Here is a 21,984-nt window from a genome sequence, read left to right on the forward strand (position 1 = left end):
CTTGAGCACGTTTGCCATCCACCACGCCTCCTTTCGGAGACGACAGTAGACGGCAACACGCCTTTCCCTCAAGGTGGCCGGTTTTGAAGTGTTCGGTCGTGGCCGGTTTTAGGTGACCGATGACAGTGGCGCGGCCGCGCTGGTTGTAGCTCTGGTGTTCCTGCTGAGGAACTACGTTGGCGAGCGAATACGGCAGGATGTTAGGGCCACGTACGAGAAGCAACTCGCAGAGCATCGGGCAGCACTGAGCCAGGAACTGGATGGATTCCGCGCACGCCTCCAGCAGGAAGCCGAGAAGCACAGGATGGAGCTTCAGACGCTTGTGAAACAGCGCGAAGCCAGCGCCTGCTTGGCCGAGTTGCTGGAGCAGCGCTACTTCGCGTACGACGCCCAGCACGAGAACGAGTGGCGGGCCCATACGGCTGCGGCCTACTGGAAGCTGATCCCCTGGCTAAGCGCTGATCTCGTAGTGGCGTTGAGCGACTGCTTGGCAGATAATGGTCAGCACAAAGACGATGTTCGGCGTCTTCTGGAGGTAATGCGCCAGGAAACGCAGGGAGAATCCTACGAGCCACTCGACCCGCTGCGCATGATCAACTGGCCGCTCATCCCTGCGAATTTGGACGTCTCCACAACTACTCCACCCACGTCAGGCGGCGGACCCAGCGAGGCAGGCCATCGACAGCAGTCCCCCGAAGCGGAGTAGTCGACTTTGTTCAAGGAGCTTACAGGATGCCATGCGCGAGAGTGCTCGTTGGCGGGGTTTCAGATCAGGTCGTATGATTCAAGGTACTCCTCATACGCAGACCGCCACACTTCGACATGGGCACCAGACTCGTACAGAGGGTCCTCCTGAAACCGCCCATTCAGGTAGGACGCGTTCCGCTCTGCGTCCTGCAACCATTGTAGGACTGCCGCACGCCTGGTGTCCTCATCCATACCGTCCAGTTCGTGTTCCGCTGCTGAGAGGCGCTGCAAGTAATGCTTGCGCGCCTCCGTCACCACGTTGAGATCCTCTTGCCAACCAAGCACTGAACTGGCATCCCGTCCAGCTTGCAGTGCGTCCAGCAGCGGTTCTCCAGCGGGTGTTCGGTCATCCTCAAACAACCACAGGAGGCGTTGGTCGCGCAGCCGCTCGAGGTCTGTTGCCGTCAAGTACTCTGCGATACACGCCGCCGAGAAGAAGCGAGGGAGGGCCCCACCACCCCCTCTCTGTACAAAATCTGCGAAGTTGAGCCTGCGCCCTTTGTTCTCGTAGCCGCCGGCAAACCCCATGGCACCAGCGCCGCGGCACACCATGCCGAACTCGGCTGCGAAGTTGACGAAGACGCCCAATCCCGCATCCTGGCCAAGTACGTGGGAGAGCGTCAGCAGAGCCCTGGCCACCTCTCGGTGCATTAGCCGTCGGGACTCACCACGCGTCTGCTCCAGCACCACGTAGACGCCATCGAGATGCTCGCGTACCGTGAGCTGATCGATAGCAATGGCTATGATCGGGTTGTCCTCGCTTCCGTCGCGGAGCAGGCAGCTGTCGGATATGGCTAACGTGGCAAATCTGGGCAGGTCGACTGTCTGGGACGCCTGCAGACCGGCGTCGATCCACAGCATCACGTCATCGAGGTCGCTGTTGATGTCAGACACTAGGGGCGAAGGTAGTATGAGATGCGAAACTGGGAAACCCACCTGGAATTCAACAGCAGCTTGAGCATAGGGCTGAATCTCTGTTCGACTGGTTGGCAGCCGGGCTGGCCACCGTCCCTCCAGATCGTCGGTCACGCCCCTCACCCACTCAAGCCTCCCCATTTCGTCGCTGTCGTATTCCTCGACCTCCAGGGGGAACCACGGGTATGTGGCAAGGCGAGCACATGTCCGCTCGCAGTCCTCAAGTGGCAGAGCCGACATGTACAGCTGCGGGTCGAAGAACAGAGCACCCGGGTCCTGGATCGGAAGCGCCCGTCGTTCAGCGGATGCGATGTCGACTGCGCTTGCCGCGCAGAGCAATCCACTCACACCCGCGTCTGGAGCAACGTCTCCCCACCGGTAACCGAGGTTGGCGCAGAACACGTTCGGCTCCTTTCTTACTCGGACAAATCGGCGATGAGCGCAGCCCCGGATGAGGGGCGGTCTACCGGTCGCGCCTTCAGGAGCCAATGAATCGATGAGGCCACCCGCGCTGAGACGCCGCACCGATCGCGCACGTGTGGTGGGTCGACCCGGCCGATCAAGTCTTGGCGACCGCCGAATGGGTGCGATCCACTGACCGCCTCGTAGGCGACGATGCCGAGAGAGAACAGGTCCGACCGGAGAGTCAGCCCCGGCCTCCCTGCCATTTGCTCAGGGGACATGTACCCGGGCGTCCCCCATACCCGCCCGTACAGCGTGAGCGTCGTCTTGTCAAGGTGCTTGGCGATGCCAAGGTCTATGAGGAACACGCTCCCATCCCGGGCGACGACTATGTTCTCCGGCTTGACGTCTCGATGGACGATGCGCAGAGCCCACATGGCGTCAATCGCCTGAGCGATGCGCTGGCAGACACGGACGACACGGGACTCAGCAAGCTGCCCGGCCCCGAGGAGTTCGTGTAGATTGGGGCCATCGATGTACCCCGTGAGCGTGTACACACAGTCCTCGCCCCTGATCTGCGTCTGCCCCCAGTCGACCAGCTCGACAATGCTGTCGCACCTTAGGTCCCTCAGGGCTTCGACCTCCCGCTCAACCCGGACCTGGACGTTGTCCCTCCTTGCGTAGACTTTGAGGGCAGCGGGGCTCCCGTCTGAAGCTTCAGCAAGCCAGACACACCCCTGGCCCCCTTCCCCCAGAGAGCGGATTGCCCGAAGCCCCCCGACCGCCGCCTCAATCTCGTCCTGTGTGAGTGGCGGGACGAAGGCCATCACTTCCTGCCTTTGGCTGTCGCTGGAATAACTGCCCAGCGGCCAGTATCTGCGCAGAGATCGCACAGGACACGGAGCCGCGCGAAGTGTGGCTTGATTCCGCGCATACTCCCACCTCCGCGAGCCAGAAGACGAACCGACACACCATCTCCCGGGTCGACCAGTGCGACGCCAACGCGCGCGGACCTGAATGCATTGAGCGACTGCTCAATCCGCACAGTCTCGGAAGCGGGGAAGGCAACATACGAATCGGACGTGTAGGCCCTGTTGTAGCTCGCCTGCTGCAAGGCGTCCCGCCAATCAGTCAGTTTGGCCTCAACCGTCAATACTCTTGTCGGCAGGAAACTCACCCATTCAGTCGGCTCGAACGTTGCCTCGCCGTACTGGCGTAGCAGGCCGGCTTCGACCAAGCCATCCAGGAATCGCTCCTTCAGCGTCTGCCAGTCTATCCAGAAATGCTGGAGCAAGAGGTGCCTGTTCACCCTCCTGCCGGACGCGAAGCGAGCCAGGACCAGCATCTCTGAGCCCGATAGGTTTGACAGAGAGATCGCGAAATCTGCGTCCGTCAGGCCATCGAGACACGGGAACTCAGCGTACGCAATGTCGACGGAACGGCGGCCCAACGGGAACTCCACGGTCATTACGTGCGGGGAGGCCAGATCGACCACCTCGGACATCGCATCCTTAAGGCAGTCAACAAGCGCCGATTCTGATGGGAAAGTGGCGGTCCTCACAGTGTCTAATCCTCCCATGGGCCGGGAAAGCGTCCACCAGCTCTATTCAATGATACCACGTACTCGAAGGTGAACGCACCTTGCGACAGCGGATCCTCCTGGCCAGCGGGTCTACCATGTCCCTCGTGCGCTCGTCTTGGGCCAGAGCACCGTCACCCGCCCTCCTCGCCTGAGCCGCAGCCCCTGTCCAGTCAGGCCCGTGGCAGCATCCTAAGGTCTCTATCCGGGATGTCAATGGTGAGTCTCCGACATGGTGGCACTTGCGCCAGACCAGCTGCTGCCGCAGCGCGGGTGTTGGCTCGGCGCGGGGGGCCAACGCCCAACACTTGGGCCTGGTCACTGCGCTTGTCGCTCGTCGTCTGCCCCTCCCGCGCTGGGTACATGAGCAGTCAGGCCTGGCAACGCCTTCAGCGCACCGGCAACATCGAGGAGGGTCGGGTCGGTGTATGCGTTCATGGTGAGGTCGAGGGAGGAGTGGCGCAGGGCGGCTTGGGCGGTGCGGGGCGCCACGCCGTTCTTGCTGAGGTGGGTGCCGAAGGTGTGGCGGAGGGCATGGAGGTCGACCGTGCGGCCGCGCTCGTCCTCCTTCGAGATGCTGGCCGCAGCCAGGTCCAAGTTGAAGCTCTTGATCAGGTTGCGCGGCACCGCGAACAGCGGCTCCTGCTCCGACAGGTTCAGCGGTAGGGGAGTACCGACCTCTTCCGCCTCGACCCGCAGGGCCTCGAGCTTCTCGCGCAGCCAGTCGCGCAGGTCCTCGACATGGCCCGCAGGGGGATCCGAGTTCCTTGCTCCGGTCATCCCGCTGGAGACGTGCGTGTGGCCGGAGCGGTCGGGTCAGTCCGCTTCCGGCACCAATGCAGCGAGTATCAAGGGGGTGGACAACCGGGTCAACTGCTCGACCACGTCCCCGTAGACCGCGCTGGCGGCCTGCGTTTCCGCCTTCGCATCGGCCGACGACGTCTCCACGAGCCGGTTCGGCGGATACCAGTTCGCGGCGAGTTCGCCGCGCGAGTAGCGATGCACCTGCTGCCACTCCCAGAGCAGGAGAAGGGCCAGATGCCAGTTGCCCGGGCTTTGCACGAACTCGACGGCACCCAGCGCCCGGTAGTCGATCTGGTGCTGTTCCAGCACGCTGCTGTCGGGATGGCCGCCGATCACCAGGCTGCGGATGTTGTTCAGCGCGGCACGCGTGGCCGCCGGATCGTTGCCGGCCCGGGCGCCTTCCGGACCGCAGATCGTCTCCACGTGCGGCCGGGCCGCATCGAGGATGGCGCCGACCTGACGGAAGAACCGGTTGTGATCCGGCACCCAGGAGAGGAGCTGGTTGTAGCCGGCCATGGCCCGGCCTTCCTGCACAACGTCGTCGAGCTGCAGGCCCCAGTCCGCGGCCGAGAGCAGCGCCGTCAGTGAGGTGCTGAAGCCGGCGACGACCTGGTTGGAGACCGAATTGCCCGCCACGGTGAGTGCGTTGGCGAGACGGTCCACGACGAAGATCCCCGTGGCGGTTGTGAGCCGGAGGCGCAGCAGGTCGTCCGGCACGGCGCCGAAGATGCCGATCGCGTCGCGGCCGTACGAGGTCACCACCGCCATCGCCGCGTCATAGGCGGCCGTGCTGGTGTTGCGCGCGCGCAGGTCGTCGGCGATCTGGCGGTGCCGGGAACCCTCACCGTTGCCGAAGAAGAGCTTCGTGCTGGCCTTCAGCGGCGCCAGCAGGGCCACGGCCTGGGCCTCGCGCTCGTAGCCTACCCAGTTGCTCGGGAAGACCCAGACGGTCGTCTCACGCTGCGCGTCATCGCCCTGTTGGAGGACGATGTCCAGCGGCAGCGGTCCCCGGGTCTCCACCAGGGAGGCATCGATCGCCTCCCCCCAGTCCACGGCCGTCAGGTAAGGGAACACGGCGGTGCCCGGTCCCGTCCGATCACGGCGGGCCAGTATAACGCCTTCCGGGCTGAACACCTCGACCTGTTCCCGCCGATCCAGCGAGAGGATGTGGAAGGTCTCGATGTCCGGGGGCAGGATGAACACGTTGTCGCTGGCGGCCGTGATGCCGTGCGACCGCTGCGTGCCCCCGAACAGGATGGCGGGCGGCGTCTCCGGCAGGGGCTCGAGGCGGACATAGGTGTTCGAATCGCGGCCCCGCTCCAGCCATTGCTCGGCCCGGAAGAGCCATTCGCGGCCGTCCGCCGCATCCCGGACCCGGAGGCCGACCACGTGCCACCCGGGGTTCTTCCGGGCATTGTCGTGGCGCAGCACGGCGAACGCGACATCGGGCACGGCGGGTTGGTCCGGAAGGGTGAATGCGTCCGTGGCGCCCCGCTCCATGGGATCGGTGTTCATCACGACGTGGCGCGCCGCCGTCAGCAGCATGTCGCCCGTGCCCCACCGATCCCCGTTCTCGTCCGGCGCACTGATCAGCGCCAGCCGGACCTCGGCGTCGGTGCCGGCCCGGTCCAGGTCACCCGTGACGACTTCGACCTCGTAACTTGTTGTCCGACCGGTATCGAACGAGGCGGGATAGGCGGTGCCGAACAGCGCCCGACCCACACGGAGTGTCCGCGTCACGCTGCCCTCAAAGCCCTGCACGTCCGTCACCGTCAGCGTAACACCGATGGGGCCGCCGTCGCCGAACGTGCGAACCGGCGCCCGCGAGACATGGGGCACGCGTTCGCCGAAGTCCCAGCTGTAGCGGAACAACGGGTATCCCTCCGGATCGCGGGACCGTGCGGGGTCGAATCGGATGGCCGGGTCCCAGAAGCGGTCTTCGGCCGGGTCGACGAGGCCGAAACCGGCCACGGGCGGCGCGTCGCCGGGCCTGCGCTGCTCCCGCAACGGTCGCTCACCCCAGCGTCCGTCCCGGGTCGCGACCGGCCCTTCGACAACCGCGAGCGTAAGCTCCTCCCAGACCGGTTCCGCCGGTTCCACGCGTACGGGCGGATGCTGCACGTCCACGGCGCGCTCGCGAGCGTCGAGCGGCGGCGCCAGGCCGAGGTTCGGCGACGGGCCGAACCCGATGCTCGCGACCTCCCCTCCCGCTCCAAGCCGGGCCGTCAGCAGTTCCGGGTGCGAGGTCAACGCCTGCACGTAGCGGATGCCTTCCGGGAAAGGGTGGGAGAAGGAGTCCGAGGAACCGGCAATCGCCGCGCCGCCGTCGGCCAGCGGCACGATCGCATGGCCGTAATCGTCGGAGTGCTCGCTCTGGGCCCCGCTCTGGCGTTTGGCCCCGAGCACGCGCACCCAGTCCACGGCCCCCGCCGCGCTCAGCCGCGCGACGACGGCGCCCCAGTTCCAGTGCCCTTCGTCCTGCCCCCAGTGGCTCGTCGCGCCCGTCAGGAACAGCGCCCCGCCGGACACCGCCAGGTCGCGGATCTCCGTGATCATCCCGTAACCCGTGTCCTCGGTCAGCATCGTGCTCCACGCCACGGCCGGTTCGTCGCCCCCGGGCGTCAGGCACACCACAAGGGCCTCCTGCGAACTGGTCGCGGTCTGCGTGCTCCTTAGTTCATAGGTGGCTCCGAAGAACAGCGACCCCCCGCCCGCGGCCAGCGCACGGTATACCAGGCCCCGGCCCACCCCGTGGCCTGCGTGGCAGGCGAACGGCTGGGGGACAACGCGCCACGCGCCCAGCAGGTCGCCGTCGGCGCCGATGCCCAGCACCAGGTCCGGCGCCGTGCCGAGCCAGACCGTCCCATCCGGCATCCCGGCGAGGTCCGCCCTCTGCCGGAGCACGTTGATCGACCCCCGGCCGAGACTTCTCAGCCGCCGTGCCCAGACGGCCCGCGGCGCCGCCCCTTCCAGCCCGGTCAAGCGCGCGACGATCAGGACCGGTTCCTCCCCCGCGCCCGGGCGCGACATGGCCAGGCGCGTCGTGCCGACCACAATCAGATCGCCCGACGCGTGGAGCAGCACGTCTGTGAAACGCACGATGTCGTTGAAGGCCAGGGCGCGCACCACCGATCCGTCGCCGGACAGGAGCAGGAGATGGTCGCGCCACGCCAATGCATACGACGCGGCCGATCCAGGCGGCAGCGTGCAGATGTGAGCCCACCCGCCATGCCGCGCATGGCCGGCGTCGTCGGCGGACGGGCGGCCGGGCGGGTCCGTGATGTACTCGTGCGACCAGACGACGGAGCCGTCCGGCCCGACCAGGCCCAGCGCCACGTCGGCCGGCGGCGTGCCCTCGGGCATCGGATCGCCGACGAACGCCGCGACGAGCACGCCGTCCCCGGCGCCCGGAGAGATGTCGGTGCCCACGAGGTGACCGGCCGGCGCCGGATGGACGCCGGGCTCGCGGGACTGCAACTCCTGGCGGCCCGTGGTGAAGACGCGCATCCACGTGGACCCGCCCGGTGCGTCGGCCAGAGCGGGCGCTGCAAGCAGGCCTGCGGCCGGCAGCATCAGAAGCCATCTGAGCAGCGCCTTCCGGAATCCGGCAGCCGATCCCACGACTCCCCATCCGTCTCTCCGCGCACCACTTCTCATGACGCGCCTCCTTGACGGGCCGGCACTCACTCGCAGCCGGGCGCTCAACTGTCGCGAACCTTCCGCTACAACGCCGCCGATCACATGCTTTCGCATCGAGGAGCACTGACCATGCGGTCTGCTCCTGCGCATCCTCCCTTTCGCATGAGGCGGCGCCGCATGTCAGAAACTCCGACGCCACAGCCGGGTGGAAGGGGGCGCTCTCATGGAGAGAATCTTAGCTGATGCGGGTTGCAGACATCAATGGGGCGACGCGGCCGCGGCGACGGAGCCAGCCACTGGCTGGAGGGCGAAGATGACGCACGTCAGAGCCCTCATTGCCGGCCCTGTTGCGGCACCCGGCAAAGCTCAGGGGCCCGGAGCGGGCGGCAGGCAGGCATCGGCGCTTCGGGAGTCCCGCACTCCTTCGCAGGTCATCCCGAGCTTGCTGCAGAAGGCGCCGCTCGCCGTCCGGTCGAAGGGATCGACCGGCGACGGGCAGTCATCGATGAGCCTTTCTGCGCTGTGGTTCCCGCGGCCGTGCCTATGAGTTAGAATGGCTGCGCACCTCGGGGATCGTGTGAGATGAACGTCGGCAACATGGAAGTGCTTCCGATTGAATGCGGGGGTTTCCGGCTGGATGGGGGCTCCATGTTCGGCGTGGTCCCCAAGGGACAGTGGGAACGGCATGCGCCGGCGGATGAAGACAACCGCATCGCGATCGCGTTGCGGGCGATGCTGGTGCGGGCCGGGCCGGACGTCATCCTTGTCGATACGGGCATCGGCGAGGATCTTCCCCACAAGATGCGCGATACCTACGCGGTGGATCATGAGGACTCCTCACTCGCCCGATCGCTGAAGGAGGCAGGGCTGGGCCTGGCGGACATCACCCACGTCATCCTGACTCACCTGCACTTCGACCACGCGGGCGGCGCGACCAGGATCGCCCCCTCGGGGCGGATGGCCCCGACGTTCCCGAACGCGACCTACTACGTGCAGAGGAGGCAGTATGACTGGGCCGTCGCCCCCGAGGACTACGACGGCGCGAGCTACCTCCCGGAGAACTTCGCCTCCCTGAAGGAGAAGGGCTGCCTCGAGCTTCTGGACGGCGAGGCGGAGATCGCCGCAGGGGTCACCGTGGTGCCGGTGCACGGGCACACGCCGGGGCAGCAACTGGTGGAGGTGTCGGCGAAGGGCGAGTCGCTGCTGTACTGCGCCGATCTCATCCCGACGACGGCGCACGTGCACGTGCCCTGGATCATGAGCTACGACCTCGAGCCGCTTGTGACGGTGCGTGAGAAGCGGGCCCTTCTGGAGGTCGCGTCGGCGGGAGGATGGACGCTCTTCTACGAGCACGATCCGCGGGTCGTGGCTTCGGCCGTGGCGAAGACCGCCAAGGGCTACCGGATCGCGGAGCCGATCGTCCGGGCGCACTCCGCAGCCGGATGAAGTCCTTGGGGCGGCCGGTTGGCGAGTGCCGCGTGTGCTTGCGCGAGGCGGCGGCGCCTGGGATACTCGCACGGCGCAGGAGCCCCGGCCGGGGGCGCAGTTGCCGCCGTACCTCGTGCCCACACGCAGACGGAAGGAGCCGCAGAAGTGACAGACCTGAGGACTGCATACATGGGCCTGGAGCTGGCCAACCCCATCATCGTCGGGAGCTGCGGACTGACGGGCAGCGTCCGCGGGGTCGAGAGGTGTGCCGAAGCGGGAGCCGGCGCCGTGATCCTCAAGTCCATCTTCGAAGAGCAGATCGCGTACGAGGTGGACGCGGCGATGGCCGCGAGCGCCGACAGCATATGGCACTCGGAGGCCATTGCATACGTGGCGAACTACACCGAGAAGGGCTCGGTGGGCCGGTATCTCTCGCTCATCTCGGATGCCAAGAAGGCGGTTGACATCCCGGTCATCGCGAGTGTCCACTGCGTCTCCGCCGAGATATGGGCCGACTTCGCCGCTCGGGCGGAGAACGCCGGGGCCGACGCCCTGGAGCTGAACGCGTTCATCCTGCCTTCGGATCCGCAGGTCGACGGGGCGTCGATTGAGGGGGTCTACTTCGACGTGGTCAGGGCGGTGACCGAGAAGGTGTCGATCCCCGTGGCCCTGAAGCTGGGCAGCTACTTCAGCGGGCTGGCGAACGCCCTGTGCAAGCTGGGCGACAGTGGAATCGGGGCCGTGACCTTGTTCAACCGCTTCTTCGCGTCCGACATAGACACGGAGAAGCTGGAACTCTCGGCAGCCCGGAGCCTCAGCGACGCGAACGAGTACCTGCTGCCCCTGCGGTGGGTGTCGATCCTCCATGGCCGAATCGGGTGCGACATCAGCGCGACCACGGGCGTCCATGACGTTCAGACGATCGTGAAGCTCCTGCTGGCGGGTGCCGATACGGTGCAGGTGGCGTCCGCCCTCTACAAGCACGGCATCGACTACCTGGCCAGGCTGGTGGAAGACCTGCGGGCCTGGGCGAGCGCCCACGGCTTCGCGGCGATCGACGACTTCCGGGGTATGCTCAGCCAGAGGAACGCGGCGAATCCAGCCGCCTACGAGCGTGTGCAGTTCATGAAGTTCTCCTCGGGCATGGAGTGACCGCCGCCCGAGCCGGCGGGCCTAACGATCGGCGAGGGGTATGTCCAGTTCCAGGCCGCCGGGCGTGAGCGTGGCCTGGACGGTCCGGCGCCGGCCGTTGTGCTCGGCCCGGACCTCGTAGTCGCCCAGGAACCCGCGGACGCGCAACATGCCGTCCGCTCCGGACGTGCCGGCCGCGTTGGTCCACCACCGGTTGAACACCAGGTCCTCATAGACCCGGCCGGCGGGCTTCAGGGTCCAGTCCGTGCGGATGATGGCGCGGTTCGGCTTCCAGTGCCAGCCCTCCCAGAAGCCCCATTGGGTGATGGCCTCGACGGCGGGGTGGCTGAAGGCGACGGTGAGGACGTCGCGGAGGAAGTCCGCCTGGAGTTCCTCGTCCTCGCCGGGGTCGATGTCCAGTTCGCTCAGGCGCAGCGGCACCTGGAACTCCCGGTAGAAGCCGTCCATGATGGCGTACATGTCGGCCGGCGGCGTCAGGGACACGGGGCCGAAGTGGGCCTGGAAGCAGATGCCGTCGGCGGGCGTGCCCTGGCGCGCCAGCATGCGGATGAACTCGGGGTAGGCGCGGCGCTGGTAGCTGCCGGTCCGGCCGCCGGCCAGGACGGTGGCCTCGTTGACGTAGATGGGGATGCCGGGCGCCTCTTCGCGGGCGATGCGGATGAGGTCGGAGTAGACCTGCGTGTCGTAGACGTCCTCCATGCGGGTTCTGCCCCATTTGGCCACAGGGTGCGTGATGTCCCACGACCGGACCAGTCCCTTCGCGGCCCTCACCTTGCCGCGGACCAGGTTGTAGAACTCCTGCCTGAAGGCCTCCTTGTCGCCGTCCTTCGCCTTCTGCAGGCCCTCGTAGACGGGGTTGCCGGGGGCCGGGCCCGCCGCGCAGATGAGCCAGTGGCCGTAGACCGGCAGGTGATTCTCCTGGGCCCAGCGCAGGCCGGCGATCGCTTGGCGGGCCCTGGGGGAGTCGGGATCGGTCCAGCCGCTCTCCTTGAGCTGCCACTCCGGCGACACCTGGTTGAACCACTCCAGCAGTTGCGCGCGGTAGCGCGTCCGCTCGGCCGCCTTGAGGCGGCCGAGGTCGCCATCGCCGGGGACGAGGATGTGGCCGGCGGCCGTGCCCCAGAGGAAGGAGTGGCGCCTCATGCGGACGTCGACCCGCGCGCCCTCGACCGGGCGCCCCTCCGCGTCGGTAACGCGGATCGTCATGTCGGCCTTGCGGTGCCTCTCGATGCGCTCCTCCGCCTCGCGTCGCCACGGGGCGTCCGGCTCGCGCCCCTCGTAGGTGATCCTGGTGAACGGCAGGCGGGAGATGTCCGCGTCGGGGCCGAGGTTCAGGAGGCGGACGTCGGCGATCTCGATGACCTGCGGCGCGACGTTCAGGCGGAAGTTCAGGAAGAAGGCGACCTCCGCCGGGTTCCGGAGCCTCGTCACGCGGCCGGCGTAGCAGAACGCCCGCCACTCCGGCCCCGCGACGACCGCCCGGTACAGGGGCCGGTCGGCCGTGCTCCCGCGCTCTTCCAGCGTGATGGCGGTAGTGCCGCTGGACTCCTCGTTGGCCGCCCGCAGTGTGCGCATGCTGAACGAGAGGACGAGGACGTCGCCCGCCGCGATGGGGCCGCCGACGGCGGCCTGCAACTGCGCGTCCCACGTGTTGCCCGGCTCCTGGCGCAGGGTCTCCACCCGCAACGCCTCGGCAAACGGCCGGCCCTCGACCGGCACGCGCTCAACCTTCAGGTTGCCCGGGAACCGTCCGCGGGGGGCGAACGCTGAGAGTGCGTCCTCGGGCAGGAGGGACGTCCCCGCGGGCAGTGCGTCGCCGTTGTCCGCCGCCTGCAGAACCGTGAGCGTCGCCAGCACAAACAGCAGTGTGTTCATGGGACCTTGCCAATCCGAACGGAGCCGGTTCACAACCTCATGTGCAGAATACACTTTGTCCCGCTTCGGATCAACAACGAGACGGCCGATCCGACGGAGTGGGCGGCGGAGGGACGCCGGCCGGCCGTTGACAGCGGTTGCGCCGGGGGCATAGGCTGGATGTGCTGCGACACGGGCCGTGACGGGGGCAGGGCGGAAGGGCGGGCCGAGCGCGTCCGAGACTCCGCCGGCCGACACTCTGGGGGCGCAGGCGGAGGGCCGAGGCGCCACAGCACTCTGAGGGCCGGCGCAGCGGAGGGAGGCAAACGGATGAGCGAGGAATGCAGGTGTCCCGTGACGGGCAGGACGGGCGGACGGCCGGTGGGCGGAGGCCCATCGACCCGCGACTGGTGGCCGAACCAGCTTAACCTGAAGACGCTTCATCAGCACTCTCCCATGGGCAACCCGTTGGGGGAGGGGTTCAACTACGCCGAGGAGTTCAGCAAGCTCGACCTGAAGGCGGTGAAGGAGGACCTCTACGCCCTGATGACCGACTCGCAGGACTGGTGGCCGGCCGACTACGGTCACTACGGTCCCCTCTTCATCCGGATGGCCTGGCACAGCGCGGGCACATACCGGATGGGCGACGGCCGCGGCGGCGCGGGGTCGGGCAGCCAGCGTCTTGCCCCCCTCAACAGTTGGCCGGACAACGTGAACCTCGACAAGGCGCGTCGCCTGCTCTGGCCGATCAAGCGGAAGTACGGCCGCGCGATCTCCTGGGCCGACCTCCTGGTCCTGGCCGGCAACTGCGCGCTCGAGTCGATGGGGGTCAAGACCTTCGGTTTCGGCGGCGGTCGCGAAGACGTCTGGGAGCCGGAGGAGGACATCTACTGGGGAGCCGAGAGCGAGTGGCTGGGCGATAAACGCTACTCCGGGGATCGGGAACTCGAGAACCCCCTGGCCGCCGTGCAGATGGGGCTGATCTACGTGAACCCGGAAGGCCCGAACGGCAACCCGGACCCCATCGCCTCCGGCCGCGACGTGCGCGAGACGTTCGCGCGCATGGCCATGAACGACGAGGAAACCGTAGCGCTCGTGGCCGGCGGGCACACCTTCGGCAAGTGCCATGGTGCGGGCGACCCGAAGCTCGTGGGCCCGGAACCCGAGGCCGCGCCCCTCGAGGAGCAGGGCCTCGGCTGGAAGAGCCGCTTCCGCAGCGGCAAGGGCGGCGACACGATCGGCAGCGGCATCGAGGGCGCCTGGAAGCCGAACCCGACCCGGTGGGACATGGGCTATCTGACGGTGCTGTTCAAGTACGAGTGGGAGCTGGTCAAGAGCCCCGCCGGCGCGAACCAGTGGCTGGCCAGGGACGTGGCCGAACAGGACATGGTGGTCGACGCGCACGACCCGTCGAAGAAGGTCCGGCCGATGATGACCACTGCCGACCTCTCCCTGCGCTACGATCCGATCTACGAGCCGATCGCGCGGCACTACCTGGAGCACCCCGAGGTGTTCGCGGACGCCTTTGCCCGGGCGTGGTTCAAGCTCACGCACCGCGACATGGGCCCCCGGTCGCGCTACCTCGGTCCGGAGGTGCCGGCGGAGGTGCTGATCTGGCAGGATCCGGTGCCCGCCGTCGATCATGAGTTGATCGACGCCGGCGACATCGCCGACCTGAAGGGCAGGATCCTTGCCTCCGGCCTGTCCATCCCGACGCTGGTCTCGACCGCCTGGGCGTCCGCGTGCACGTTCCGCGGGTCCGACAAGCGGGGCGGGGCGAACGGGGCGCGCATCCGGCTGGCGCCGCAGAAGGACTGGGAGGCCAACGAGCCCGAGAGACTGCAGGGCGTGCTCCGGACGCTCGAGGGAATCCGCGCGGAGTTCAACGCGGCCCAGGCGGGCGGGAAGAAGGTCTCCCTGGCCGACCTGATCGTGCTGGGCGGATGTGCGGCCGTCGAGCAGGCGGCGAGGAACGCCGGGCACGACGTGACGGTGCCCTTCACGCCCGGGCGCACGGACGCCTCCCAGGAACAGACCGACGCGGAGTCCTTCGCCGTGCTCGAACCGAAGGCGGACGGATTCCGCAACTACCTCCCGGCGAAGTACTCCGTGGCGTCCGAGCACCTGCTGGTCGACCGTGCGCAACTGTTGACGCTGACCGCGCCGGAGATGACGGTCCTGGTGGGCGGCCTGCGGGTCCTGAACGCCAACTTCGAGCAGTCCTCGCACGGGGTCTTCACGAAGAGGCCGGAGGCGCTGACCAACGACTTCTTCGTGAACCTGCTCGACATGCGCACGGAGTGGAAGCCCATCTCGGAGGCCGGCGACGTGTTCGAGGGCAGGGATCGCGCGACGGGCGAGGTCCGGTGGACCGGCACCCGTGTCGACCTCGTCTTCGGCTCGAACTCCCAGCTCCGGGCGATCGCGGAGGTCTACGCGAGCGACGATGCCGGGGGGAAGTTCGTGCACGACTTCGTGACCGCGTGGAGCAAGGTCATGGATCTTGACCGCTTCGACGTGGCCTGAAGGGCCCGGGCCGGTCTTCATAGGCCCAATGCCGGGCGCTCCGTGCTGTCGGCAGGACGCCCGGCCGAGGGCGGGGTTGCGGGAGGGGGCCGGGTCAGCCGACCGGGCCCTCTTCGCAGCCGTTCCCGAAGGCCACGAGGGTGGCGTAGGCGGTGAACCCGGCTCCGAAGGACAGGAGCATCCCGAGTTCGCCGGGCCGCGGCCGACGCAGGTCCAGGATGCGGCGCAGCACGAAGAGCACGGACGGCGAGGACATGTTGCCGAACTCCCGGAAGACGTCATAGGAGTCCTGGAGGTCGCCCCGCTCCAGGCCGAACACGTCGGCCACGCGGTCCAGAACGACCGTGCCCCCCGGATGGACGGCCCAGTGGGCCACGTCCGCGATTGTCAGCCCTCGGCGCTGCAGCAGGCGGCCGGCAACCTGCAGAGCCGTTCGCGCGCCGATGGCGGGTACCCGTGCGCTCAGGCTGTTGCGGAGGCGTCCGTCCTCCCAGCGGTATCTGAGCGCCTCGCGATGCTGTGGGAAGACGCCGCCTTCCGAATCCAGGAGGCACGCCGGCCCCGTTGTGCCCGAGCGGTCCAGTACGGCGGCAGCGGCTCCGTCGGCGAAGATGCAGTTGCTGACGACCAGATCCGGGGCGGCGCCCATGAAGAGCGTGGCGCTGCAGACCTCGAATGCGACCGACAGCACGGGGCCTCCGCGGGCGAGCGCGGCAGCGGCGCAGTCCAGATTCGGCAGTGCGCCTCCGCAGCCCATGCCCATCAGGTCGAAGACCCGCACGGACTCTTCCAACTGGAGGTCTTCGACCAGGTACGAGGACATCCCGGGACAGATGTAGCCCGTGCACGTGTTGGTCACGAGTGCGCGCACTTCCTCGGGTTCCACCCCTGCCTGGCGGAGGGCGTCCCGGCCCGCGGCGGCGGCGATCCGCCGCCCGAAGCGCTCGAAGCGGCCGATCAGATCGTCCTGATCGGCCCGGGCGACGTCCATCGGGCTGTCCATGCCGATGTAGCGTCCGCGGCCCGGCCCGTCCAGGAGGATGCGCCGGTACAGCTCACGCTCCTCCGGCTCCAGCTCATAGCAGGAGTCGTAGCCCTCATAGGCCTCCTGCTGAGTGACGTACAGCGGTGGATTGGCCGTCGTCAGCGAGCGAATCACAGCGTTCATGGGCGGCCCTCTGTGCCGGTATTTCCCCTGCCTCCCCGTACAATGGAGTATACACGTGCCCAAGGGGCCGGACAAATGATCCCGCGCACAGGCCCTCAGCGTCGGAGGCCGCCCGCGTCTTGCCGCCACCGGGCGGATTCGACGATAATGCGCGGAGGGACGTCCTTCGAACGGCGGGGGCGTCGGCAGTCACGTGCGCGTCAGCGGGGGCCATCGGATGCGCGCTGAGGGCGATGTCCTCATCATCGGCGCCGGCCCCGTCGGGCTGACGCTGGCCAATCTGCTGGGGGCCGCGGGCATTCCCTGTCTGCTGCTCGATCGGCGCACGGAGACCCCGCTGCAGTCGCGGGCCATCGGAGTGGCGCCGCCCTCGCTGGCGATCATGGAGTCGGTCGGCTGCCTGGAGGCACTGATGGGGCGGGGCGTTCCGATTCGAGACGCCGTGGTCTGGGACGGCCGCCGGACGCGGGGGACGCTCACCTTTCGCCACCTGCCGGGACGCTACCCTATGGTGCTGGCGGTGCCGCAGCGGGAGACGATGCGAATCCTGGAGGACCGCCTCCCTGCCTGGTCGTGCGTGTGCTACCAGGACGGCATGGAGTTCCTGGGGCTGCGGGATGCCGGGCCTCGTCCGGAGATCCGGCTCAGAGACCTGAGGTCGGGCCGCGAGTCCACCGTGGCGCCGTCTCTGCTGATCGGATGCGACGGGCACCGAAGCGCCGTTCGGGAGGCCGCCGGTTTCGCGTGCGCACGCAAGCGATACCGGACGGCGTTCTCGATGGCGGACTTCGAGGGCGGCCCCTCCATGGGCTCACCGGCCCATCTCTTCTTCACCGAGAAGGGGGCCGTGGAGTCGTTTCCCTTGCCGGGTGGCCGGCGGCGGTGGATCGTGCAGATGCAGGACCTCCGCGATCGTCTGGACGGGCCGGGCCTGGTCGAGTGCGTGCGGGCGCGAACCGGAGCGGACCTGGCGGCGGCGGACGGCTCGGACGTCTCGTGGTTCCAGCCCCAGCGTCAGTGCGCCGGGCGCTTCGCCGCAGGTCGGATCGTGCTCTGCGGGGACAGCGCCCACGTGATGACGCCCATCGGCGGGCAGGGCATGAACACGGGCCTGGCCGACGCCCGGCATGCGGCCGAGATGATCGGGCGGTGGCGGGCAGGGGCTTCATGGAAGCGCCTGTGCGCCGCCTATGACCGGAGGCGCCGGCGGGCATTCCGTTTCGCGGCCGACCGTGCGGCCCTGGGCATGTGGATCGGCACGCGGAAGGGGCCTCTCGCGCGGCCCCGCAGTGCGCTCGTGGCGCGCTGCCTTCGGTCCGAGCGGCTGGCACGGGCCATGGCGATGCACTACGCGATGTTGACGGTGCCCCCCGACGGGCCGGCCCGGTCCGGCCGAACGTGTGGCGGGCGGCGCGATCCGGGGGGCACGGGATGACCCGGCCGCGCTCCCGGATCAGTATCGGCGACTGCCTGGACGCGCCGGCGGCCAAGCGGGTGCTCAACGAGCGGCTGTTCACGGCGATCGCCGCCGAGTACGCCCGCGTCAGCGTCGGGCTGTCGTTCGGACGCGATGCCGCCTGGAAGCGGCGTCTTGTGCGGGCACTGCCTCGCGTGGCCCGGCCGGCGTGCGTGGACATCGCCTGCGGCACCGGGGACCTGACCCGCCTGCTCGCGCGGCGTTTTCCGGACGGGGGCGTGGCCGGGATCGACCTGACTCCCGCCATGCTGGTGCGGGCGCGTGCCGCCACCTGCGAGGCGAACGTGCGCTACGAGGTCGGCGACATGATGAGCCTTCCCCTGCCGGACGCCTCGGCGGACCTGGCCACGGGCGGGTACGCGCTGCGCAACGCCCCCGACCTGCAGGGCGCCATCTCCGAGGTCGCGCGCATACTGCGGGTCGGCGGGCATGCGGCGTTTCTGGAGTTCGTGCACTGGCCCGGCCGGTTGTCCGGCGGAGTCGAGCTGTTCGTGCTGGGGGCGTGGTGCGGGCTCTGGGGCCTTCTCGTGCACGGCAATCCCCAGGTCTACGGGTACATCGCGGCCAGCCTCCGTCGGTTTCCGACCCCGGCGGGGCTGGTTGAGCGCTTCGAGCGCGCGGGCCTTCGGACGGTCAAGATGATCCCCTGTCTCTTCGGCATCATGTCCATACTGCTCCTGCGCAAGGAGCGCTCGCCCTGAAGCGGCAAGCACCACGGTCTGCCGGCTACTTCCCCGACCTGTCCGTTCGGGCCTCCGTGCCCGAGTTGATGGACGACGAATGCTGCGATGCGGACCGGCTTCTGCGCACGGTGGACAGGTTCCCCCTCATCAACCGGCTGCTGACCCGATACCGGCGCGTTCTGCGGAGGTGGCTGCTGGCGGACATGCTGACGGAACCCGGGCGTCCGTACCGGGTCGCCGATCTCGGGGCGGGTGGTTGCGACATTCCGGCGTGGCTCCTGGATGAGGCGTCGCGCCTGGGGCTTCGGGTGTCCGTGCTCGCCGTGGAGGCCGACGCGCGCATCGCCGCCCACGCACGGGCGAGGTGGAAGCGGAAGGCCGGCCTGGAGGTGGTCTGCCGTGACGCCACCGATCCGGCCTCCCTGGGGCCGGTCGACTACGTCATCGGCAACCACTTCCTCCATCATCTGGAATGCGGCCGGATCGGGCGGCTGTTCCGGGAGGTGCTGCAGTTGCCGACTCGCCGGTTCGTCTTCACGGACCTGGTGCGCAGCTACGCGGCGTTCTACGCCCACAGCGTCTTTGCGGCGCTCGTCTGCCCGCGCACGTTCGTGGGCGAAGACGGCCGCCGCTCCATCCGGCGCGGGTTTCGACCCTCCGAGATCGCGTCCCTCCTGAACAGGACGGGGTTGCAGGACCGCGTCCGCGTCTACACGATGACCCCCGCCCGCATCGTCATCGTCGGCGAAGGGGAGGGCCGAAGGCCGGCCCCGGACGCCGGGTCTTCCCGCATGGGACCCCACGCTCCTCGTCAGTCACCGGCAATGCAGTAGAGAAACCGGTCCGAGCGCAGCAGCAGCCGGTCGCCGGACGGGGCAGGGCTCGCGTTGAAGGTGCTTCCGTCCGCCAGGTCGTTGACGGCAAGCAGTTCGAACGTGGGCGACGCGGCCAGGACGAAGGTCTGTCCCTTTCGGTTGAGGTAGAACAGGCGGCCGTCGGCCAGGACGGGGGAGGCATACACCTGGCCCGCTCGCGGCCGGATCGCCTGTTCATACACGATCCGCCCGGTTGCCGCCTCCGCGCAGAACGCCGTGCCGCGGCCCTCGTGCATCCAGTAGAGGTGTCCGTCGTGCACGATCGGCGAGGGCACGTTGGAGCCCCTGGCGCCGGTCCAGAGCCGGTGGGTGGCGGTCACGTCGCCGCGTCCGCCGGCGCGCACGGCGACCGCGGCCGTCCCCGAGCGGCCGCCGAGGCACCAGACCACGTCCTCGTGGGCCACGACGCTGGGGACGATGTACCAGGTGATGTCGCTCGCACAGTTCCACAGCTCCCGGCCGCCGGCGGGGTCCAGCCCCACGACCTTGCCCTGCATGGCCAGGACCAGTTCGGACGTGCCGTCCGGAAGCGTGAGGACCAGCGGCGTGTTCCACGCCTCCCGGATGCCCTGGGCGCGCCAGACCTCCTGGCCCGACTGCCTGTTGAGGGCCACCGCGCACCCGCTCTCGATGCTGGCATTGACGATCAGCAGGTCCTGCCACAGGATGGGGGAGGCGCCCGAACCCCAGGGGTGCAGCTTGCTGCCGACGTCTCGATGCCACAACTGCTCGCCCTGGAAGTCGAAGGCGTAGACGCCCGAGTTGCCGAAGTACACGTAGAGCCGTTCGTCGTCGGCGACCGGCGTGCTCGAGGCGTACCCGTGCGCCTCGCGGATCCCGGGCTGCTCGGGCAGTCGGGGCTGGAGCGTCCTGTTCCACAGGATCTCCCCGGTGTCGCGGTCCAGGCACAGGACGTGGAGCCTCAGATCCTCCTGGGTCCCCGTCGGCAGGCCGGGCACGCCGAAACCGCTGTAACAGGTCAGGAAGACCCGCCGGCCCACAACGACCGGGCTCGACGTGCCCGGGCCCGGCAGGGGGGTCTTCCAGCGGACGTTCTCCGTCGAGCTCCACTTCAGGGGCAGACCGGCGGCGGTGCTGACACCCTGGCCGCCCGGTCCGCGGAACCGCGGCCAGTCCGTGTCCCCGCGTTCCGCCGCCGCCGCGATACTCAGCCATCCGACGGACAGACCCACGAGGGCGATTCGCGCGATCCTCGAGCCCACACCAGCCATGCCGTTTCCTCCATGCGGGGACGGCCGCCGCGTCCGGGTAGCCGGTTCGTGCCGGACGGGCGGCCGGGCCTTCAGCGTAGTGTGCGCGTGCCGGGGTGTCAACCCGCCGGGCCGTGCCGACCTTGTGGACATCGCGAGCCCGCGTTAGGATGAAACGATGTGGAGAGTGCCGTTTCGGCGCTTCGGAGGGTATCTCGTGTGCCTGGAGGATGCCTATGTGCGGTCTGTACGCGCGGAGCCGGGAGTCCGGCCTGAGGCGGGTGTGCGGGTTGATCGTGCTGGCGGCGGCGGCCGTCGGCGCGTCGGTCGGCGAATGCGTCGACTGGCCGCAGTTCAGGGGGCCCGGTCGCGACGGCAAGTCTCCTGAGACAGGCCTGTTGCGGCAGTGGCCCGACGGCGGGCCGGGACTGCTCTGGGCCGTGGACGGCCTGGGCATCGGGTTCTCCTCCTGCGCGGTGGCGGACGGGATGGTCTACACCACCGGGATGGAAGACGGCGTGGGGTACATCTGCGCCGTCGACACCGAGGGACGGCCCATCTGGAAGATGCCGTACGGCGCCGAGTGGACGGGCCAGCACCCGGGCAGCCGGACCACGCCCACGGTGGACGGCGCGCTGCTCTACGTCATGACGGCCTACGGGCGGGTCGGCTGCTTCGACGCGAAGACGGGCGAGGAGAAGTGGGCGGTCGACACGGCGCAGACGTTCGGGGCGCGCACGCTGACCTGGGGACTCGCCGAATCGCTCCTGATCGACGGCGACCGCGTGATCTGCACTCCCGGCGGCCCCGACGCCACGATGGTGGCGCTCGACAAGATGACCGGCCGGACCGTCTGGGTCAGCACGGGCTTGAGCGACAAGGCGGGGTACTGCTCGCCGATCCTGATCGAGCGCGGCGGGCGGCGCATCATCTGCACGCTCACGGGCAGCGCCGTGGTCGGGATCGATGCCGACACGGGCCGACTCCTCTGGCGGTCCGAGCGCAGCGTCCCGTACGACATCCACGCGACGGCGCCGGAGTACTCCAACGGCCGTCTCTACGTGACCAGCGGGTACGGCGGCGTCCGGGGGCAGATGTTCGAGTTGTCTCCGGACGGCTCGCAGATCGCCCTGCGCTGGACCGACAGCAACCTGGACGTGCAGCACGGCGGCACCATCCTGCACCAGGAGAGGGTCTACGGCTCCAGCGACCGCAACCGGCCGGGTCGCTGGCTCTGCCTGGACATCGCCGCGGGGCAGGTGCTTGCGGAGACCCCCGGGGTGGGCAAGGGCTCGCTGTCCTTCGCCGACGGGATGATCTACGCCTACGGAGAACGGGGCGGCGTGGTCGGGCTGGTCAACCCGGATCCTCGCGAGTACGGGCTGGTGTCCTCGTTCCGGATCACCCGCGGCGCGGGGCAGCACTGGGCCCATCCTGCCATAGCGAACGGGCGGCTCTACATCCGCCGCGGCGACGTTCTGATGGCCTTCGACATCCGGGCCCGGTGAGCGCGCCCGTGCGCCC

16 protein-coding genes are annotated in these 21,984 nt (G+C 68.6%); 8 read left to right on the plus strand and 8 right to left on the minus strand.

Features of this window, described 5'->3' with window-relative positions:
• Window positions 1-112: 112 nt before the first annotated feature.
• Window positions 113-706 carry a hypothetical protein gene (locus GXY85_11425; protein ID NLW51432.1) on the plus strand — a complete coding sequence of 198 codons (594 nt, stop codon included), beginning with the start codon at window positions 113-115 and terminating at the stop codon, window positions 704-706.
• Window positions 707-765: 59 nt separating this feature from the next.
• On the opposite strand, the gene GXY85_11430 is transcribed toward GXY85_11425, so the two are convergent.
• The 5 genes from GXY85_11430 to GXY85_11450 form a co-directional block, all read right to left on the minus strand.
• Entirely contained in the window at window positions 766-2,064 is a 1,299-nt protein-coding gene (locus GXY85_11430; protein NLW51433.1) for a hypothetical protein, read from the minus strand.
• Window positions 2,065-2,078: 14 nt separating this feature from the next.
• Window positions 2,079-2,891: a serine/threonine protein kinase gene (locus GXY85_11435; protein ID NLW51434.1), complete on the minus strand. Its 813-nt coding sequence runs from the start codon at window positions 2,889-2,891 to the stop codon at window positions 2,079-2,081.
• Window positions 2,891-3,568, minus strand: a complete 678-nt coding sequence (locus tag GXY85_11440; protein ID NLW51435.1) for a hypothetical protein — start codon at window positions 3,566-3,568, stop codon at window positions 2,891-2,893. Before GXY85_11440 ends, GXY85_11435 begins: the two co-directional genes overlap by 1 nt.
• Window positions 3,569-3,961: 393 nt before the next feature.
• Window positions 3,962-4,423 (minus strand): site-specific integrase, encoded by a 462-nt coding sequence (locus tag GXY85_11445; protein NLW51436.1) that lies wholly within the window; start codon window positions 4,421-4,423, stop codon window positions 3,962-3,964.
• 36 nt (window positions 4,424-4,459) lie between these two features.
• A complete protein-coding gene (locus GXY85_11450) occupies window positions 4,460-8,104 on the minus strand; it encodes a hypothetical protein (GenBank protein ID NLW51437.1) in 3,645 nt (1,214 codons plus the stop codon).
• Between the two features lie 564 nt (window positions 8,105-8,668).
• On the opposite strand from GXY85_11450, the gene GXY85_11455 reads away from it, so the two are divergent.
• Both GXY85_11455 and GXY85_11460 read left to right on the plus strand, forming a co-directional pair.
• The gene (locus GXY85_11455) at window positions 8,669-9,532 is read left to right on the plus strand and encodes an MBL fold metallo-hydrolase (GenBank protein NLW51438.1); all 864 of its coding nucleotides are present in this window, start codon (window positions 8,669-8,671) and stop codon (window positions 9,530-9,532) included.
• Between the two features lie 147 nt (window positions 9,533-9,679).
• Window positions 9,680-10,666 (plus strand): dihydroorotate dehydrogenase-like protein, encoded by a 987-nt coding sequence (locus GXY85_11460; protein NLW51439.1) that lies wholly within the window; start codon window positions 9,680-9,682, stop codon window positions 10,664-10,666.
• A gap of 21 nt (window positions 10,667-10,687) precedes the next feature.
• On the opposite strand, the gene GXY85_11465 is transcribed toward GXY85_11460, so the two are convergent.
• A complete protein-coding gene (locus GXY85_11465) occupies window positions 10,688-12,541 on the minus strand; it encodes a hypothetical protein (GenBank protein ID NLW51440.1) in 1,854 nt (617 codons plus the stop codon).
• A gap of 309 nt (window positions 12,542-12,850) precedes the next feature.
• Between GXY85_11465 and katG the strand changes: the two genes are divergently transcribed.
• Window positions 12,851-15,046: a catalase/peroxidase HPI gene (katG, locus tag GXY85_11470; protein NLW51441.1), complete on the plus strand. Its 2,196-nt coding sequence runs from the start codon at window positions 12,851-12,853 to the stop codon at window positions 15,044-15,046.
• Between the two features lie 94 nt (window positions 15,047-15,140).
• Here katG and GXY85_11475 read toward each other — a convergent pair whose 3' ends face one another.
• Window positions 15,141-16,214, minus strand: a complete 1,074-nt coding sequence (locus tag GXY85_11475) for a 3-oxoacyl-ACP synthase (protein NLW51442.1) — start codon at window positions 16,212-16,214, stop codon at window positions 15,141-15,143.
• Window positions 16,215-16,431: 217 nt separating this feature from the next.
• On the opposite strand from GXY85_11475, the gene GXY85_11480 reads away from it, so the two are divergent.
• From GXY85_11480 to GXY85_11490, 3 genes are all read left to right on the plus strand, one after another.
• Window positions 16,432-17,649: an FAD-dependent monooxygenase gene (locus tag GXY85_11480; GenBank protein NLW51443.1), complete on the plus strand. Its 1,218-nt coding sequence runs from the start codon at window positions 16,432-16,434 to the stop codon at window positions 17,647-17,649.
• Window positions 17,646-18,392: a class I SAM-dependent methyltransferase gene (locus GXY85_11485; protein NLW51444.1), complete on the plus strand. Its 747-nt coding sequence runs from the start codon at window positions 17,646-17,648 to the stop codon at window positions 18,390-18,392. The genes GXY85_11480 and GXY85_11485 overlap by 4 nt, the downstream gene beginning before the upstream one ends.
• Before the next feature lie 68 nt (window positions 18,393-18,460).
• Window positions 18,461-19,207 (plus strand): hypothetical protein, encoded by a 747-nt coding sequence (locus tag GXY85_11490; protein NLW51445.1) that lies wholly within the window; start codon window positions 18,461-18,463, stop codon window positions 19,205-19,207.
• On the opposite strand, the gene GXY85_11495 is transcribed toward GXY85_11490, so the two are convergent.
• Window positions 19,186-20,481 carry a PQQ-binding-like beta-propeller repeat protein gene (locus tag GXY85_11495; GenBank protein NLW51446.1) on the minus strand — a complete coding sequence of 432 codons (1,296 nt, stop codon included), beginning with the start codon at window positions 20,479-20,481 and terminating at the stop codon, window positions 19,186-19,188. The genes GXY85_11490 and GXY85_11495 overlap by 22 nt on opposite strands.
• 215 nt (window positions 20,482-20,696) lie before the next feature.
• Here GXY85_11495 and GXY85_11500 point away from each other — a divergent pair, with 215 nt between their 5' ends.
• Window positions 20,697-21,968 carry a PQQ-binding-like beta-propeller repeat protein gene (locus GXY85_11500; protein NLW51447.1) on the plus strand — a complete coding sequence of 424 codons (1,272 nt, stop codon included), beginning with the start codon at window positions 20,697-20,699 and terminating at the stop codon, window positions 21,966-21,968.
• The last annotated feature ends 16 nt before the right edge of the window (window positions 21,969-21,984 follow it).

It is taken from the genome of Candidatus Brocadiaceae bacterium, from assembly GCA_012728835.1.
In the GTDB taxonomy this organism is placed as follows: domain Bacteria; phylum Planctomycetota; class Brocadiia; order SM23-32; family SM23-32; genus JAAYEJ01.

Excerpts from the sequence above, each read along its gene's own strand:
- GXY85_11435 (NLW51434.1), bottom strand. The coding sequence starts at position 2,891 with ATGGCCTTCGTCCCGCCACTCACACAGGACGAGATTGAGGCGGCGGTC.
- GXY85_11440 (NLW51435.1), bottom strand. The coding sequence starts at position 3,568 with ATGTCCGAGGTGGTCGATCTGGCCTCCCCGCACGTAATGACCGTGGAG.
- GXY85_11445 (NLW51436.1), bottom strand. The coding sequence starts at position 4,423 with ATGACCGGAGCAAGGAACTCGGATCCCCCTGCGGGCCATGTCGAGGAC.
- GXY85_11450 (NLW51437.1), bottom strand. The coding sequence starts at position 8,104 with ATGAGAAGTGGTGCGCGGAGAGACGGATGGGGAGTCGTGGGATCGGCT.
- GXY85_11455 (NLW51438.1), top strand. The coding sequence starts at position 8,669 with ATGAACGTCGGCAACATGGAAGTGCTTCCGATTGAATGCGGGGGTTTC.
- GXY85_11465 (NLW51440.1), bottom strand. The coding sequence starts at position 12,541 with ATGAACACACTGCTGTTTGTGCTGGCGACGCTCACGGTTCTGCAGGCG.
- katG (NLW51441.1), top strand. The coding sequence starts at position 12,851 with ATGAGCGAGGAATGCAGGTGTCCCGTGACGGGCAGGACGGGCGGACGG.
- GXY85_11475 (NLW51442.1), bottom strand. The coding sequence starts at position 16,214 with ATGAACGCTGTGATTCGCTCGCTGACGACGGCCAATCCACCGCTGTAC.
- GXY85_11480 (NLW51443.1), top strand. The coding sequence starts at position 16,432 with ATGCGCGCTGAGGGCGATGTCCTCATCATCGGCGCCGGCCCCGTCGGG.
- GXY85_11485 (NLW51444.1), top strand. The coding sequence starts at position 17,646 with ATGACCCGGCCGCGCTCCCGGATCAGTATCGGCGACTGCCTGGACGCG.
- GXY85_11490 (NLW51445.1), top strand. The coding sequence starts at position 18,461 with ATGGACGACGAATGCTGCGATGCGGACCGGCTTCTGCGCACGGTGGAC.
- GXY85_11495 (NLW51446.1), bottom strand. The coding sequence starts at position 20,481 with ATGGCTGGTGTGGGCTCGAGGATCGCGCGAATCGCCCTCGTGGGTCTG.
- GXY85_11500 (NLW51447.1), top strand. The coding sequence starts at position 20,697 with ATGTGCGGTCTGTACGCGCGGAGCCGGGAGTCCGGCCTGAGGCGGGTG.